A 15,466-nucleotide genomic window follows, 5' to 3' on the forward strand; every position below is an offset into this window, starting at 1 on the left:
TGTATTGTGGAGATTCCTTCTATTTTCTGAAATTTATTTGTATATCAGTAATTATTATTCTTACAGGGTTTGAGTTTTCAATATTTTCATGTGTACCAAGCGGTTCCATTTCAATGAAGATTCCTCATTGAAATTATTTTCACAAGTGGGGATCTTCCATGTTCATGAAGACGATGTTTGGTACAGCGATGAAGAGAAAATTCATGCCTTTGATGGCTTTCAGCGGTTTTTGCATGACCGGAACTGCGTACGCCAGTGATTCTGAACAGGCATTTATCGAACAATACCACCTGGATGCTCAGATACATCAGGTACCAGGAAATGAAATGCTTTCTGATGATCGTCTGAGTGAAATGTTTCAGGCGCAGGCCAGAAGTTTGAAGATCTGCCGGGGAGATTTTATTCCAGCGGGGTATGTGATCACCAGTACGACGGTAGACTTCAACTGCGGTAGCTGGCAGCACAGTGATAATGCTTACATTCTTTCATTGGCACCGACAGATGGATCAACGTTCAAAACTTGTGCGGGCTACCACAGCCGTGTCTATGACGGTTTCGTGATTATCGCGAATATTTATAACCCGGCCTGTAATTTTGGTTCCGGCAATTCCGTGAACGGAAGTACACAAGTCTATGCAGATAAATACCGATCCAGATTTACCGTCTGTGCGAATTCTCCGATTCCCAGTAACTACACCCTTGGCAGACATCACTTCTCGATCAATTGTCGGGTCGGTTCTAGCATGAGCAACAATGCTTATGAAATTACCCGAAATTAATGCAGTTCGACACTGAAATGCTCGAAGCCCGCAGCTTGCTGCGGGCTTGATTGATTCTTGAAGGCAAAACAAGAACGACCCTTGCAAAAAATCGATAATACCCTCCAATTCTTTGCAATTTTTATCCTGCGGCTTTCCCCCTAAGATGATTCCTGAGCTGAACGAACAGCATGCACTGCCTGGCCAGGCTTTTGAATTTGATGCACTGAACCTGAATTTGATGCACTGAACCTGAATTGAGGAAATGATTGATGTCGGATACAAAGCCCAAAATCACCCTGGAATTTTTTCATGATGCCGTCTGTGGCTGGTGTTATGTCCTGAGCCCAAGGCTGCGCAAGCTGGCTGAGCGGGCAGATATCGAAGTGAAACAGCGCTGTTTTGTGTTGCAGCGTAATGATGACGAGATGATCACGCGCTTTGGTTCACTGGCAGCGGCGAAACAGGAAATTCTCAATCACTGGGTGGCTTGTCAGCAACATGCGGATGATCCGGAGCGGTTTGAAATTGAAGGGATGCGCGCCAAGCCTTTTTCTTATCCGAGCGGTTATCTGGCGGCGTTGGGGGCGAAAGCAGCCGAGCTGATGGGGAACTCGGATACCCACTGGGATTATTTTGATGAAATTCAGCATCTTCACCTCAAAGTGAATGACAACATCGGCGATCGTGACGTGATTCTTGCGGCTGCGAACAACATCGGGCTGGATACCGTGCGTTTTGAAACACTGCTGGACAGTGATGCAGTGCGAGATGCTGTGGAAGCGGATTTGAAGCGTGCCCGGGCATTTCATCTGCGCAGTATTCCCAGCCTCATCATCAATGGTGAGCAGGTGGTTTCGCAAACCCTGACGGAGCAGGCGCTTTTACAACTGCTCACTCAGGTTGAGCCAGTTTAACCGACACACATCAAATTCATCGGATTGAGGCGAGGAAATACCATGAATACAAAAGTTTTAGTGCTTTATTACTCCAGCTACGGACACGTTGAAACCATGGCGTATGCGGTCGCCGAAGGGGCAAGAGGTGTCGGCCATGTGGACGTAGATATCAAGCGGGTACCAGAACTAGTGCCAGAAGAAATTGCACGAAACTCCGGGATCCAGCGCGATCAGCTGGCACCGATTGCCAAGCCACAGGATCTGGCTGATTACGATGCGATCATTTTTGGTACCCCAACACGCTTTGGCAATATGGCATCGCAGATGCGGAACTTTCTCGATCAGACCGGCGGTTTATGGTTTGAGCAGAAACTGGTGGGAAAGATCGGCAGTGTGTTCACCTCGACTGGCACAGGGGGTGGCAATGAGACCACGCTGCAATCCTTTCATACCACCTTGTTTCACCATGGCATGGTGGTCGTCGGATTACCTTACACCGCGCCGGGTCTGGCTGATGTCTCGGAAGTCAAAGGGGGCTCGCCTCTGGGGGCGGCCTGTATTGCCGGCGGAGATGGTTCCCGTCAGCCATCAGAGAAAGAGCTGGCCCTGGCACAATTTCAGGGCATGCATGTCGCGACACTGGCGAAAAAGCTCAGCCGTTAAATTGCGGGTTCAGGCCGTTCCTGGTACTGAAGGTTGTTGCCTGAACCTGCCGCATTCAGTCATAGTGCGTTCTTTCTGTGAAAAGGGATGAATCATGACCACTGCGCGTGTCACGCTGGAAATGTGGCGGGCTTTTATCGCCATTGCCGAACAGGGCAGTGCTGCGAAAGCCGCGCTGTTGCTGCATAAGAGTCAGTCGGCGGTTTGCCACAGTATCAAGAAGATGGAGTCACTGCTTGGCCAGCCGTTGTTTGTGGTCGAAGGGCGGCAATCGGTGCTGACGGAGCTTGGGCAGGCGTTACTGCCTCGTGCCCAGAGCCTGCATCATAATGCAGTTCAGATTGAGTCCGTAGCGTCGAAATATCAGGGGCAGTTGATGACTGAAGTGAGTCTTGCTGTGGACGTTCTGCTGCCGCATACACTGACTCAGTCAGTCTTTGAACGCTTTTACGCGTTGTACCCGAACGTTTCTCTGCGGGTTTATGAAACGGCGCTTTCCGGGGCGGGTCAGTTGCTGGCGTCCGGTGTCGTTTCACTGGCCATTGCCAGCCAGTTACCGAAAGAAACTGTGGCTGAACCTTTGCTCGATCTGGAATTACGTTGCGTCTGTGCCCCCGATTTTGCTTTTGCTCAAGCACAGCAGATGACTCAGTCGGAACTGAAAGCACATCGGCAGGTGGTGATCCGGGATTCTGGTCAGCAAAATACGGACAGTGGTTGGTTGGGTTCGCATCAGCGGCTGACGGTGAGCAGTCTTGATGCGGCGATTGCAGCGGTTCGGCGCGGTTTGGGATTTGGCTGGCTGCCACAACATGCGGTGGCTGAACCCTGCCGCCGGGGGGAGTTGGTGCTGGTTGATTTGTCCCATGGACAAAACCGGCGGGTGAGCCTGAAATTGGGAATGAACCCGGAACTGGCTCATATCGGTGAAATCAGCACTTTGTTTGAGCTGTTCCACAGCCTGAGTATGGCTTCGGATGCTGTGGCATCGCTGGAAGCGGAGTGAATCGCTTTTTTATTGTCTTATTAGTCAGTTTTTGCATAGAAATCGCACAGCAAGTCATGCAAGATGAGGAGAAAGAACGACGAAGGAAGCGACCATGCATATTCAGGGATTATCACACCATACCGAATCCGCCTCGGTTTCTGTGGCGGACTGGCAGCTTGAGCCAACTCAACACTGGGGGATTTTTTCCACACACAGCCATGCGGCCACCTTACTGGTGCGTATTTTCAGTGGCGAACTGACACCGGAAAAAGGCCTGATTGAGGGGCTGCCGCAGCGAATTGCCTGTATTTCCCTGCACGAACAGCAAAGGTTGCTCGACCTGGAACTGGAAAAAGATGAAACCGATTTTGCCGACAGCATTGATTACGGCACCACAGTTGAGGCCTTGGTGCTGGAGGCAGGTTGCAATGCTGGGGCCTTGGAGTCGCTGCTGGAGAAAGCCGATTTGCGCCATTTGCGTCATCGGGGATTCCGGCAACTGTCCACGGGCGAAACCCGCCGGGTGATGCTGGCCAGAGCGCTGGCTGCCAATCCTGAATTATTGATTCTTGATGAGCCCTACGCCGGTCTGGATGTCCGTCATCGTCAGACACTATCTGAGCTGCTACAAGAGCTCTCAGCGCAGATGCAGATTCTGATTGTGACCTCCCGGGAAGATGAGTTGCCGGACTTTATCTCCCATGTGGCTTTATTCGACGAAACATCACTGTCGCAGACGCTGACGCGCGCTCAGTGGCTGTCCCATCCGGTGATGGCGCAGATGAAGGCGCTGTCTGCACAGAAAAGTGATGCCATGATGGCGTTGTTGCAGGCGCATCAGTCTGAACATGTTTATCCCAATCCGCTGGTCGAAATGCGTGAGGTCAGCGTCGCATATGTGGGAGCCACCATTTTTACCGGCGTGAACTGGCAGATTGAACAAGGACAGCACTGGCAGATCCGCGGACCGAATGGTTGCGGTAAAAGTACCTTGCTGGGGCTGATCCTCGGCGACCATCCGCAATGCTACAGCAACGACATCACCGTGCTGGGCATGAAGCGCGGCAGTGGTGAAACTATCTGGGATGTGAAAAAGCACATCGGGGTAGTGTCTTCGGCCTTACATCTGCAATATCGCGTTGGTTGTCAGGCGCTGGATGTACTGTTGTCCGGATTTTACGATTCAATCGGACTGTATCAGCAGCCGAGCAAACGCGAGGTTCAGCTGGCTCGGGAATGGCTGAATCTGCTGGAAATGAGCGCGCTGGAAAAGGTCAGTTTCCGGGCATTGGATTACGGCCAGCAACGGCTGCTGCTGATTGGCCGTGCGTTGATCAAACAACCGGCATTACTGATTCTGGATGAACCGTATCAGGGGCTGGATTTTCTCAACCGGAAGCTGGTTTTTCAGGCCCTCAACCGGATTGCCTCAGCGGGGCTGAGTCAGTTGCTGTATGTGACCCATCATGAAGAAGATACGCTGGAGGCGGTTCAGAACGTTGTCGATTTCGAACCGGCCCCGGCTGGTGGGTATACTGTGCGGCTTCATCGGCGTGAATCATGACGCCTTGTCTGAGGTTCATTCGGAAAAAAGCCTGAAAAGCTGTACGCTGAATGAATTATCTTTTAAATCAGTCTGTTAGTGTGGTTTTTTGAAGTTTGAGAATGATGATAATCAATGCGTACAGCAAAGTGCTGATTTTTCTGTAGAAAGCTGTTTAGTCTGCTCAGCGACAGATCCTTGCGTTTTTCCTGATTAACTCGTGTTGAGCCTGAGAAAAAATTAGTTCACCTGGAAAAAAGCCGGAAAAGCTGTACGGATGATTTTTTCGTTTAGTTTCAGTTGTTTGGGTGTTTTTTCTGATGACGATTGATTCACTGATTGAAAATGTACACCAATAAGCTGTTGTCTGTGGTAAGTGCTGCACGGAATGATGTTTTGTTTGTCGTTTGTTCGGGGCTGGCTGTTTTTTCTGATCAATCATCCGTCAGGGTTCATTGTGAAAATTGCCGGAAAAGCTGCACATGATTTTTTATCACATAAAAACAATGACTTATGATTTTTTTATCACACGGTTTATCCTGCGGCCTGGATCTGGTCAGGTTTTTACTGATCTTCAAGCGAATTGCTGTACAGGCTGCGTGAGGTAAATACGCAGCCTTGAGGGAATTACTGATCCTGATGACGACGCTTTTTCTTGGCGTGTTTTTCAATGTATTCAACAATCATGCTGGCAATGTCTTTGCCGGTCGCATGTTCAATGCCTTCCAGGCCCGGTGATGAGTTCACTTCCATGATCAGCGGGCCCCGGTTGGAGCGCAGCAAATCGACACCTGCGACATGCAGCCCCATGGCTTTGGCGGCAGCAACCGCGGTGCGGCGTTCTTCCGGGGTGATGCGGACCAGAGATGCACTGCCACCCCGGTGAAGGTTTGAACGGAATTCGCCGTCAGCAGCCTGACGTTTCATCGACGCAATCACTTTATCGCCCAGAACAAAACAGCGAATATCAGCACCGCCAGCTTCGGCAATGTACTCCTGAATCATGATGTTGGCTTTCAGGCCCATGAAGGCTTCGATCACGCTTTCGGCTGCTTTCTGGGTTTCTGCCAGTACCACGCCAATGCCCTGAGTCCCTTCCAGCAGTTTGATCACTACCGGCGTGCCACCCACCATTTTAATCAGATCTTTGATATCGTCCGGTTTGCTGGCAAAGCCAGTGATCGGCATGCCAATACCTTTGCGGCTCAGTAGCTGCAGAGAGCGTAGTTTGTCCCGGGAGCGCGAAATTGCAATCGACTGGTTGATGGAAAACACATTCATCATTTCAAACTGGCGTAGCACAGAACAGCCGTAAAATGTAATGTCCGCCCCGATTCGCGGAATAATGGCATCAATACCGACCAGATCGTGTCCTTCAAAGTGAATGGAGGGCTGAACGGAGTTGATGTTCATATAACAGCGCAGGGCGTTAATCACCACCGCTTCATGGCCGCGCTGCTCACAGGCTTCGCGCAGACGACGGGTGGAATACAGATTTGCGTTCTGGGACAAAATGCCAATTTTCATCGTGTTCTCATCAAAAAGCTGGAGGAATCTGAGCGGGTTGGCTGGCGAACCTGGAATTTCTGCTCAGTAAAACGGACGCAGAATATGCCTTGAAAGTGACCAAGAATCGAGAGGTTGGACCATGATCTCTTTTAATGGTGACGAGAAGAGAATTTACTCAATAGAGAGGAATGCAGAGAAGAAGCTGGCTGGAAAGGTCCCTGAGACCAAAGGGGGAGGATGGTCTCAGGGGAGGGCTGAATTATTTCAGCACTTTCGGATTGGACGTGCCCCAAAGCGTGTAGATTTCAGACAGAATCCGGCCTGAGTGATCTTCTGTTTCGCCAATGGTGATTTCGTCGCGGCCCTGACGGCCAAACAGCACCACTTCATCGCCAGGTCTCACGCCTTTGATATCTGTGATGTCGACCATGGTGGTGTTCATTGACGTTGAACCCAGTACTTTGGCACGCTGACCGTTGATCAGTACTTCACCCACACGGCTCATTGAGCGCGGGAATGCATCAGAGTAACCGATCGGCAGGTTAGCCAGCACGGAATTACGCGTCAGTGTTTCTGTTTTGCTGTAACCAATGGTTGAGCCTTTTGGCAGACGGTGCACAGAAGCAACCTGCGTCTTGAACGACACAATACGCTTGTACTCAGGGTATGCTGGTGTGGTGTCACCATACAGAGCGCCACCGGTACGAACCATGTCCAGATGTGCTTCCGGCACCATCAGTGTGGTGAAAGAGTTTGCCACGTGCAGCAATACATCATCACGATCCAGATCCGTGTGGTTGAAAATCCACTGGCTGTCTTGTTTGAACTGGTGCAGGCCGTCACGGATTTCATTCAGATCTTCCGTTGGGAAGTGCGTCATGATACCGACCACTTGCAGGTGACGGGTGTTCACAATCTTACGGGCTTCTTTTTTCCCGTGCTTGGTGCGCATTTCCAGACCGTTACGGCCCATGCTGGCAGAGTTCAGTGCCAGATGTACCGGGATCACCGTGCCGTGTTTACGTGCGATGCGGGCAATAATTTTTGCCTGCTGCTTGGTGCCGATCAGCTCTTCCAGTCCCAGATCAACAGCGGTTTCGATCTCAGAAGGAGTCGCGGCACGCAGACGCATCAGGCGGCCGTTAAAGCCCAGCTCACGCGCCAGACGTGCTTCCGCATTACTGGTGATCCCCACGCAAGAGATCCCGCTTTGCATCACGGAAGGCATCAGGTTGGCAATACCATTGCCGTAGGCGTCTGCTTTCATGACGGCACAGATCTCGGTGCTGCTGCCAACATGGTTTTGCAGGTGCATAATATTCGATTCAAACGCTGCCTTGTCGACTTCCACCCATGCATTCGCAGTTTGAACTTCATCCATGGTGTTCGCGTGCTCAATGCTTGGCAGCATTGGTGCAGCAGTCGCATGCATTGAAGCGGAAGTTGTCCCCATCATGGCAAGGGCAATCAGTGAGAATTTAAAGTTTTTCATTGTAAGTCTCTGTTGTTATTACAGGTTACAGGGTGAATTGATTGACGACCTGATGCAGTGCATTCGCACGGCGTTTCAGTTCATCAACACCCTGCTGAGCTTCCAGAGTGGACAGGCGGTTTTCTTCCGCGCTGTCACTCAGAGAAGCGACATTGCGAGACAGATGATCTGAGGCGTGAGCCTGCTCCTTGACCGAACCGGCGATTTCTTCCATGCCGGAACTGACCGCTGAGATTTCCTGGTTAAAGGAACTGAGGGATGCGTTGGCTTGATCTGCATGCTGCACGCTGCTGTCGACACGATCGACGGCGTGTTGCATGGTTTGCGTGGTGTCGCTGGTGTCTGTCTGAATCGAGCGGATCATGGTGCTGATCTCGACGGTTGCTTTTGAGGTGCGTTCAGACAGCTGACGTACTTCGTCAGCGACCACCGCGAAGCCGCGGCCTTGGGTACCGGCGCGTGCTGCTTCAATTGCAGCGTTGAGTGCCAGCAGGTTGGTTTGATCGGCGATGTCTTTGATCACTTCAACAATTGAATTGATTTCACCGGCGCGGCTGTCCAGCTGAAGGAGTTTATTGGCGACGGTATTGGTTTCCGTCTGGACCGATTGCATGCCGCGAACTGCATGGTCAATGGCTTCCACGGTGCTTTGTGTCAGCAGTTCAAACTGACCCATCTGCTGATTGGCGTTGTCGACAATCTCGGTGATACTTTGTGCACTGGCGGCCAGTTCTTCGATGGCGGTTGCACTGCTGCCGACATGATCGGACTGCGTGACAGAACGCTCGGCGACCGCGCGGATCAGTGAATCCAGTTGTGCGCTGGTGGCGGCGACGCTGTCTGATGACTGCTGGACTTCCAGCATGCGGTTACGCAGGGCTGCCATGAAGATATTGAAGGAATCGGACATTTCACCGATTTCATCCTGGCTGCTCACTTTGACGCGCTGGTTCAGATCCCAGTTGCCGTTTGCCAGCGAGCGCAGCACCTCATTCAGGCCATTCACTGGGGTGACAATCAGATTGGCAATCATGCGTGCAACTATCACGGTCAGGATCAGGAAAATTGCCGCAATAATAAAGGTTTTCTTCAGAGCTTCTGTTTTGACTTCGTCAATGTCGGTGAGTTTGACATCAATCCCGATGACATGAACTTCTCCGTTATCATTTCGGAAAGGTACAAAAATCGACCGGTACAGGCCGAATTCGCCCTGATAGCTCTGATACTGAGTCTGCTCTGTACGGAAGGCTTCATACAGCATTTCCGGCACTTTCTGATAGCGCTCCAGATACCAGTTTTTGTATCGGCCACTTTTCCACTCTTTTTCATCGCGGTTGATGTAGGTGTAATACACCTGACCGCCACGACGTACGGTGGCATAAGCCCATTCCAGCTTGGCCCCCTGTGTAAAATGGGTCAGATGGGCTGAAATGTCATCATAAAGGGCATCATCACGGTTGGCTTCATCGTTGGGCAGATCGCCAATGAGCTGCTCCACGGCATAAGCTGCTGTGTTTAGTTCAGTGTCAATACTGCTCATCGCTGAATTGACCAGAGTGTGATAAGAAATCGCAGACAGGGCCGCGATGATAATAAGCGCGATGGCTGTGAACAGCATCGAAAGCTTGGTTTTTAGATTCCAATTGGCAGTCATGACTTATTCCGAATGCTAGAGTGGGTGATGTGAATCACAAAAAAATGTATACCCGTGTATTCGGCGGCCAGTCTAATGACATTATTAACACTTTCAAATGCTAATAATTGATTAATTTTATTTGTTTTTTATTTGTTTTTGTTTTGTTTTTCAGATGTATGTGCTGTTGTTTGCGGGATATGGGAAAGGTTATTTTTTGTGGTGATTTATTGTTTTTTAATCACCAGAAATTGGCGCAGCGGCAAAAACTTGGGGGAGGGGCCGCTGCTCGTTTCATTTATTCCAGATGTAAATCCAGAGGCGTTTTACTGTTGCGCCCACCAATCTCCCGGGTCAGTTTCGGAACCAGATAACCTGAGACCTGTGCGATCAGTCCGGCCATGAGTCGGCGGGCTTCCTCATCGCTGACCATGAAGTGAGCGGCTCCCTGAACCTTGTCCAGCACATGCAGGTAATAAGGCAGAATCCCGGCATCAAACAGGGATTCACTCAGATTCACCAGTGCGTCTACGGAATCATTGACCCCCCGCAGCAGGACGCCCTGATTGAGCAGGGTTACCCCGGCATCACGCAATGGTGACAATGCCTGAGACAGGGTGTCGTTGATTTCATTGGCATGATTGATATGGGTGACCAGAATGGTTTGCAGCCGGATATGTTTCAGCAGCGAACAGAGCTCCGGCGTGATCCGGGCCGGAATCACCACAGGCAGCCGGGTGTGGATCCGCAGCCGTTTGATATGCGGGATCTCGGCGATACCTTCAATCAGCCAGCGCAATTCACTGTCTTTTGCCATCAGCGGATCACCGCCAGACAGAATGACTTCGTTCAGCTCCGGATGCGCAGCAATGTAATCCAGCGCCTGTTGCCACTGACGTTTGCCGCCCGGATTATCCTGATACGGAAAATGACGGCGGAAACAGTAACGACAGTTGATTGCGCAGCCCCCTTTCACAATCAGCAGCACCCGGTTGCGGTATTTGTGCAACAGGCCGGGCTGTTCGTTTTGCTGCTCTTCCAGCGGATCCTGAGAAAAGCCTTCGTGTACCTCAAACTCTTCGGCCAGAGGCAGAACCTGACGCAGCAACGGATCCTGCGGGTTGCCAATTTCCATCCGATCGACGAAGCTTCTGGGGACACGCTGCGCAAACAGCTTTCTGGCTGCCAGCCCTTCTTGCCAGGGGGCAGGATCAATCTCCAGCAGCCGGAGAAGTTCAAGCGGATCCGAGATCGCATTGGCTAACTGATCGAGCCAGTTTTGCTCAACAGTGGCGACGTTTCGGGTTATGATGTGCGGCATGAAAATAACTCGAAGATGTTAAGAGGAAAAAAATGGCGTCTTTCAGCACGAATGAATTCCGCGGCGGAATGAAAATTATGCTCGATAATGAACCATGTGTCATTATCGAAAACGAATTTGTGAAGCCAGGCAAAGGCCAGGCGTTCAACCGAGTCAAAATCCGTAAGCTGCTGTCTGGCAAGGTTCTGGAAAAAACCTTCAAGTCTGGCGACACAGTTGAAGCAGCAGACGTGGTTGATACGGATCTGGATTATCTGTACAACGACGGTGAATTCTACCACTTCATGAACAATGAAACCTTCGAGCAAATCGCAGCTGATCTGAAAGCAGTGGGCGACAACGCGAAGTGGCTGGTTGAAAACAACACCTGTACGCTGACCTTGTGGAATGGTAACCCAATCGCAGTGACGCCACCAAACTTCGTTGAACTGGAAGTGGTTGAAACGGATCCGGGCCTGAAAGGCGATACGCAGGGCACGGGCGGTAAGCCAGCCACGCTGTCAACCGGTGCTGTGGTGCGTGTACCTCTGTTCATCCAAATCGGTGAAGTGATTAAAATTGACACCCGCTCTGCGGAATACGTCAGCCGCGTGAAGTAATTCATCGCGTGATCAGACAAGGGCCGCATCATGCGGCCTTTGTTGTTTTCATCCCCCGTTTCATGTCTGCAATTTTCGACTCAGATGAAAAAAGACTCTCCTATGACAATGCATTGGCAACCCACCGCTGAGATCGCAACCCTGCGTCAGCGGGCTGAAATTCTGGCGTCGGTTCGTGATTTTTTCGCACAACGCGATGTTCTGGAAGTGGATACCCCGGCCATGAGCCAGGCCACCGTCACTGATATTCACCTGCATACTTTTCAGACGGCGTTTGTCGGACCGGGCTTTGCTGACGGCCAGACCTTATATCTGATGACCAGTCCGGAGTTTCATATGAAACGTCTGTTGTCGGCAGGCAGCGGCCCGATTTATCAGATCTGTAAATCCTTCCGCAATGAAGAATCCGGCCGTTATCACAATCCGGAATTTACCATGCTGGAGTGGTACCGCCCCGGTTTCGACCATCACGCGCTGATGGATGAAATGGATGCGCTGTTGCAGCAGGTCCTGCACTGCGGTGCTGCAGAGCGGATGAGTTATCAGCAGGCTTTCTTAAAAGTGCTGTCCGTCTGCCCGCTGACCGCTTCCATGGATACGCTGAAACAAGCGGCGCTGTCGCTGAATCTGGGCGATGTGGCGGCAAATGAAACCGATCGCGATACCTTGCTGCAACTGATGTTTAGCATGGGCGTGGAGCCGGTGATCGGGCAGCAGGTGCCAGCCTTTGTGTATGACTTTCCAGCGTCTCAGGCGGCACTGGCGCGGATCAGCCCGACAGACAGCCGCGTGGCAGAACGCTTCGAGGTCTATCATCAGGGAATTGAACTGGCAAACGGCTTTCATGAACTCTCAGATGGTGATGAGCAGCTGGCGCGCTTTGAAGCTGATAATGCCAAGCGTGTTTCTATGGGGTTACTGCCTCAGCCGATTGATCATCATCTGGTTGCTGCGCTGAAAGCCGGATTCCCCGACTGTGCCGGGGTTGCACTGGGCATTGACCGTCTGGTGATGCTGGCGCTGAAACAGACTCATATTGCCCAGGTTACAGCGTTTCCGGTCACGATTGCCTGAGCCTGGTCTGGCTCAAAACTTCAGGATCAGCCCGGCGCCAATCACGGCCAGAATGGCGCCCAACCAGGCTGCCGCCGGTGGACGATGTCGGGTGTAAAGCCAGAGCAATGGCAGGATCATGATGGGGGTGGTGGCGGATAATAAAGCCACCATCCCGACATCGCCATGCTGCAGTGCGAATAAAATCAGGGTCATTCCGACGGCCATGGCCAGAAATCCGTTCAGTGCCACCATCCCGAGGATCCGCCCGTTGATAGGCTGGCGTGGTTTGGCAATCTGCGCGCCACTCAGGCGCAGCACACTATGCGCGCTGAACGCTGCGGCCATTCGCATTGCAGAAGCAGCCACCGGATCCAGTGTTGTCTGCATGGCCGGTTTGGCAATAATCGCCCCGAGTGACTGACACAATGCCGCAGTTAACCCCAGAATGACCGCCACGCCCAGACTGCCGGTGATGGCTTCAATCTGATGTTTCTGACTTTTCTGGCCGAATAAAATGGCGGTCACGACCCCGGCAAAAACCAGTAACGCGCCCACCAGTTTCCAGCCGAACAAGCTTTCATCAAACAGCCAGATCCCGAGCAGCGCCGAGAAGACGGCATGACAGGAGAACAGCAGTCCGCCCCGTCGCGGACCAACCCGGTTAAAACAGGCAAACAGGGCGGTATCTCCGATGAAGATCCCAATGAGCCCGGACAGCATCATCACCAGTGCGAAGTCCCAGGAAACCGTGGACCAGCCACCGTTGAGTGCGGCCATGACGGTGAGCATCAGGGTGACACAGGCCATGCGCCAGCGGCTGTAGGCAAAAGCACCTAAATGACGGGAGGGTGTCACGGAGATTAAACTGCTGACCGCCCAGAGTGCGGCGGCGGCCAGTGCCAGCCATTCGTAGCCCATGGATATCCTTATTGAAAATGACTGCGAAGGCAGTGCGTCATGCTGATTGGCTGCATATCATGCAGCAAAGTGGCCGAAATTGGTATGGGAGAAAGAAGGTCTGTATCAGGGGGGAACACGGCCAGCAGAGCTGGCCATGTCCAGTGACGCGGGGGCGTTAAATTTTGAAGCGAGAGACGTCCTGCCGCATCGCTTCCGCAGACTGATTCATCGACTGAGCGCTGTGGCTGACATCCTGAGTCTGGGTTGCCAGATGATCCGACACATCGCGAATGGCCTGTGTATTGCGGCTGATATCTTCACTGACTGCCCGCTGCTCTTCTGCTGCGCTGGCGATTTGCGTGGCCATATCTGAAATTTCCCCAATGGACTGGGTGATTTGCGTCAGGCTGTCACTGGCTGCCTGCGCATAATCGACACTCTGACCAGCCAGATCCGTGCTGGCGCCCATGCTGTCAACGGCCTGGCGGGTGTTATTCTGCAGGGTTTCAATCATGGCCCTGATTTCTTCCGTGGAGTCGTGGGTTCGCTGACTCAGCACACGCACTTCGTCGGCCACCACTGCAAAACCGCGGCCTTGTTCACCGGCACGGGCGGCTTCAATCGCGGCATTCAAGGCCAGCAGATTGGTCTGCTCTGCGATGCCCTGGATGGTTGCCAGAATATGGTTGATGTCCTGCGCATTGGCTTCCAGTGCCTGAATGACCCGGGCTGCATCCTGCACCTGATTGGCCAGCGACACAATGGCTTCGCGGTTCTGGCTGATGACACTTTGTCCCTGCGCGCAAGCGCCGGTGGAAGACTGCGCTGCGGAGGCGGTCAGTTCGGCATGGCTGGCCACTTCGGCAGCGGTGGCCGACATTTCATGGATGGCCGTGGCGATCTGGTTGATCTCATTCTGCTGGCCGTTGACCCGTTCTGAGGCCTGACGCGCCTGATGGTAAGATTGCCCGGCCTGTTCACTCAACGTATTCGAACGGCTCACGATGCCCTGAATCATATGCTGCAGCTGGCTCAGGAACAGGTTCATGTTTTCTGCCAGTTCACCAACTTCATCCATACGCTCAATGGCGATACGCTGGGTGAGATCGCCGCTGCCCTGCGTGAGTGCATGTACAGAGCGGTTCAGATCACTGAGCGGGCGGAGCAGACTGTTGATAATCAGACCGGCGATCATGGCAATGACGACATACATCAAGAGTGAGGCCAGCAGCGTAAAGGAAAGCACTTTACCAATGGCCGCATAGGCCATGGATTTGTCTTCAATGATCCCGACAGACCAGTCTGTGCCGGCAATCGGTGCCACCAGAATCAGTTTATCACTGTTATCTTTATCAAAATGGAACTCGGCAACGGTCTGGCTGCCGTTCAGGCTGCGGATAAAGCTGGGGGTCAGATCATTATCCAGCTGTGTCAGCGGCTTGCGGCTGAGAGAGGCGTCCTGATAAGCCACCAGTGTATTATTACCGTCAATCAGAAAGGCGCTGCCGGCATTGTCGATCTTCAGACTGAGGATTTTGTCGATAATGTGAGTCACCGTCAGATCGGCGGCGAGCACACCCTGGTGTTCACCATGAAATGCGCGGGCAAAACTGACCACCAGGCTACCGTCAAAGTCCTGATAAGGTTCGGTCAGGATGAGTTTGCTGGACTTGATGGCATCCTGATACCAAGGGCGTGTACGGGGATCATAATCAGCCGGCCAGTCTTCCGTTTTATCGCCATACGCAATGCTGCCGTCCGTAAATCCGGCATAGACCGACAGAAAATCACCGGCACGTTTGGTCAGCAGTAATTCTCGGTCGACATTGTCTGTCGAGGCAATCAGTGGCAGGTTTGCCAGCATGAGATTGCGTCGGGCGTCCAGCCAGTCGGCAATATAGTCGCCGGTTGCTGCGCCGATCGCGCTCATTTGTGCATTCACCTCGCTGGTGGTTTCCTCGCGAAGCTGGGAAATAGAGATGCCAGCCTGAATCGCGCTGACGGTGGCAATGATGGCAGCAATGGCTACCTGTATTTTTAGCTTTATCGTGAATTTCATACTGCAATTCCGGTTTGGTTGGCCCCTTCTCATCCCGACGAAGGCG

General features: G+C 52.3%; 13 protein-coding genes. 7 read left to right on the forward strand and 6 right to left on the reverse strand.

Annotated features, from left to right (window positions below; translation table 11 throughout):
• Positions 1–158 precede the first annotated feature (158 nt).
• From KDD30_RS00335 to KDD30_RS00355, 5 genes are all read left to right on the forward strand, one after another.
• Positions 159–779: a hypothetical protein gene (locus tag KDD30_RS00335; protein ID WP_211646879.1), complete on the forward strand. Its 621-nt coding sequence runs from the start codon at positions 159–161 to the stop codon at positions 777–779.
• A 251-nt stretch (positions 780–1,030) separates the two neighbouring features.
• Positions 1,031–1,675 carry a DsbA family protein gene (locus KDD30_RS00340; protein ID WP_211646880.1) on the forward strand — a complete coding sequence of 215 codons (645 nt, stop codon included), beginning with the start codon at positions 1,031–1,033 and terminating at the stop codon, positions 1,673–1,675.
• A gap of 42 nt (positions 1,676–1,717) precedes the next feature.
• A complete protein-coding gene (gene wrbA, locus KDD30_RS00345; RefSeq protein ID WP_211646881.1) occupies positions 1,718–2,320 on the forward strand; it encodes an NAD(P)H:quinone oxidoreductase in 603 nt (200 codons plus the stop codon).
• Positions 2,321–2,414: 94 nt separating this feature from the next.
• Positions 2,415–3,326 (forward strand): LysR family transcriptional regulator, encoded by a 912-nt coding sequence (locus KDD30_RS00350; protein WP_249199165.1) that lies wholly within the window; start codon positions 2,415–2,417, stop codon positions 3,324–3,326.
• Positions 3,327–3,420: 94 nt separating this feature from the next.
• Positions 3,421–4,872: an ATP-binding cassette domain-containing protein gene (locus KDD30_RS00355; protein WP_211646882.1), complete on the forward strand. Its 1,452-nt coding sequence runs from the start codon at positions 3,421–3,423 to the stop codon at positions 4,870–4,872.
• A 606-nt stretch (positions 4,873–5,478) separates the two neighbouring features.
• Here KDD30_RS00355 and rimK read toward each other — a convergent pair.
• The 4 genes from rimK to epmB form a co-directional block, all read right to left on the reverse strand.
• Positions 5,479–6,378, reverse strand: coding sequence for a 30S ribosomal protein S6--L-glutamate ligase (gene rimK, locus KDD30_RS00360; protein WP_211646883.1), 900 nt, complete (start codon positions 6,376–6,378; stop codon positions 5,479–5,481).
• Positions 6,379–6,619: 241 nt separating this feature from the next.
• Positions 6,620–7,852, reverse strand: a complete 1,233-nt coding sequence (alr, locus tag KDD30_RS00365) for an alanine racemase (protein WP_211646884.1) — start codon at positions 7,850–7,852, stop codon at positions 6,620–6,622.
• Between the two features lie 25 nt (positions 7,853–7,877).
• Positions 7,878–9,506, reverse strand: coding sequence for a methyl-accepting chemotaxis protein (locus KDD30_RS00370; RefSeq protein ID WP_211646885.1), 1,629 nt, complete (start codon positions 9,504–9,506; stop codon positions 7,878–7,880).
• A 277-nt stretch (positions 9,507–9,783) separates the two neighbouring features.
• Positions 9,784–10,806 (reverse strand): EF-P beta-lysylation protein EpmB, encoded by a 1,023-nt coding sequence (gene epmB / locus KDD30_RS00375; protein ID WP_211646886.1) that lies wholly within the window; start codon positions 10,804–10,806, stop codon positions 9,784–9,786.
• A gap of 32 nt (positions 10,807–10,838) precedes the next feature.
• Here epmB and efp point away from each other — a divergent pair, with 32 nt between their 5' ends.
• Together efp and epmA are read left to right on the forward strand one after the other, a co-directional pair.
• Positions 10,839–11,405: an elongation factor P gene (efp, locus tag KDD30_RS00380; protein ID WP_211646887.1), complete on the forward strand. Its 567-nt coding sequence runs from the start codon at positions 10,839–10,841 to the stop codon at positions 11,403–11,405.
• Between the two features lie 102 nt (positions 11,406–11,507).
• Positions 11,508–12,479, forward strand: coding sequence for an elongation factor P--(R)-beta-lysine ligase (gene epmA, locus KDD30_RS00385; RefSeq protein ID WP_371826057.1), 972 nt, complete (start codon positions 11,508–11,510; stop codon positions 12,477–12,479).
• Between the two features lie 12 nt (positions 12,480–12,491).
• On the opposite strand, the gene KDD30_RS00390 is transcribed toward epmA, so the two are convergent.
• Together KDD30_RS00390 and KDD30_RS00395 are read right to left on the reverse strand one after the other, a co-directional pair.
• Entirely contained in the window at positions 12,492–13,379 is an 888-nt protein-coding gene (locus KDD30_RS00390) for a DMT family transporter (RefSeq protein ID WP_211646888.1), read from the reverse strand.
• Positions 13,380–13,536: 157 nt separating this feature from the next.
• Positions 13,537–15,420: a methyl-accepting chemotaxis protein gene (locus KDD30_RS00395; RefSeq protein ID WP_211646889.1), complete on the reverse strand. Its 1,884-nt coding sequence runs from the start codon at positions 15,418–15,420 to the stop codon at positions 13,537–13,539.
• Positions 15,421–15,466 lie beyond the last annotated feature (46 nt).

This window comes from Photobacterium sp. GJ3 (assembly GCF_018199995.1).
GTDB lineage: Bacteria > Pseudomonadota > Gammaproteobacteria > Enterobacterales > Vibrionaceae > Photobacterium.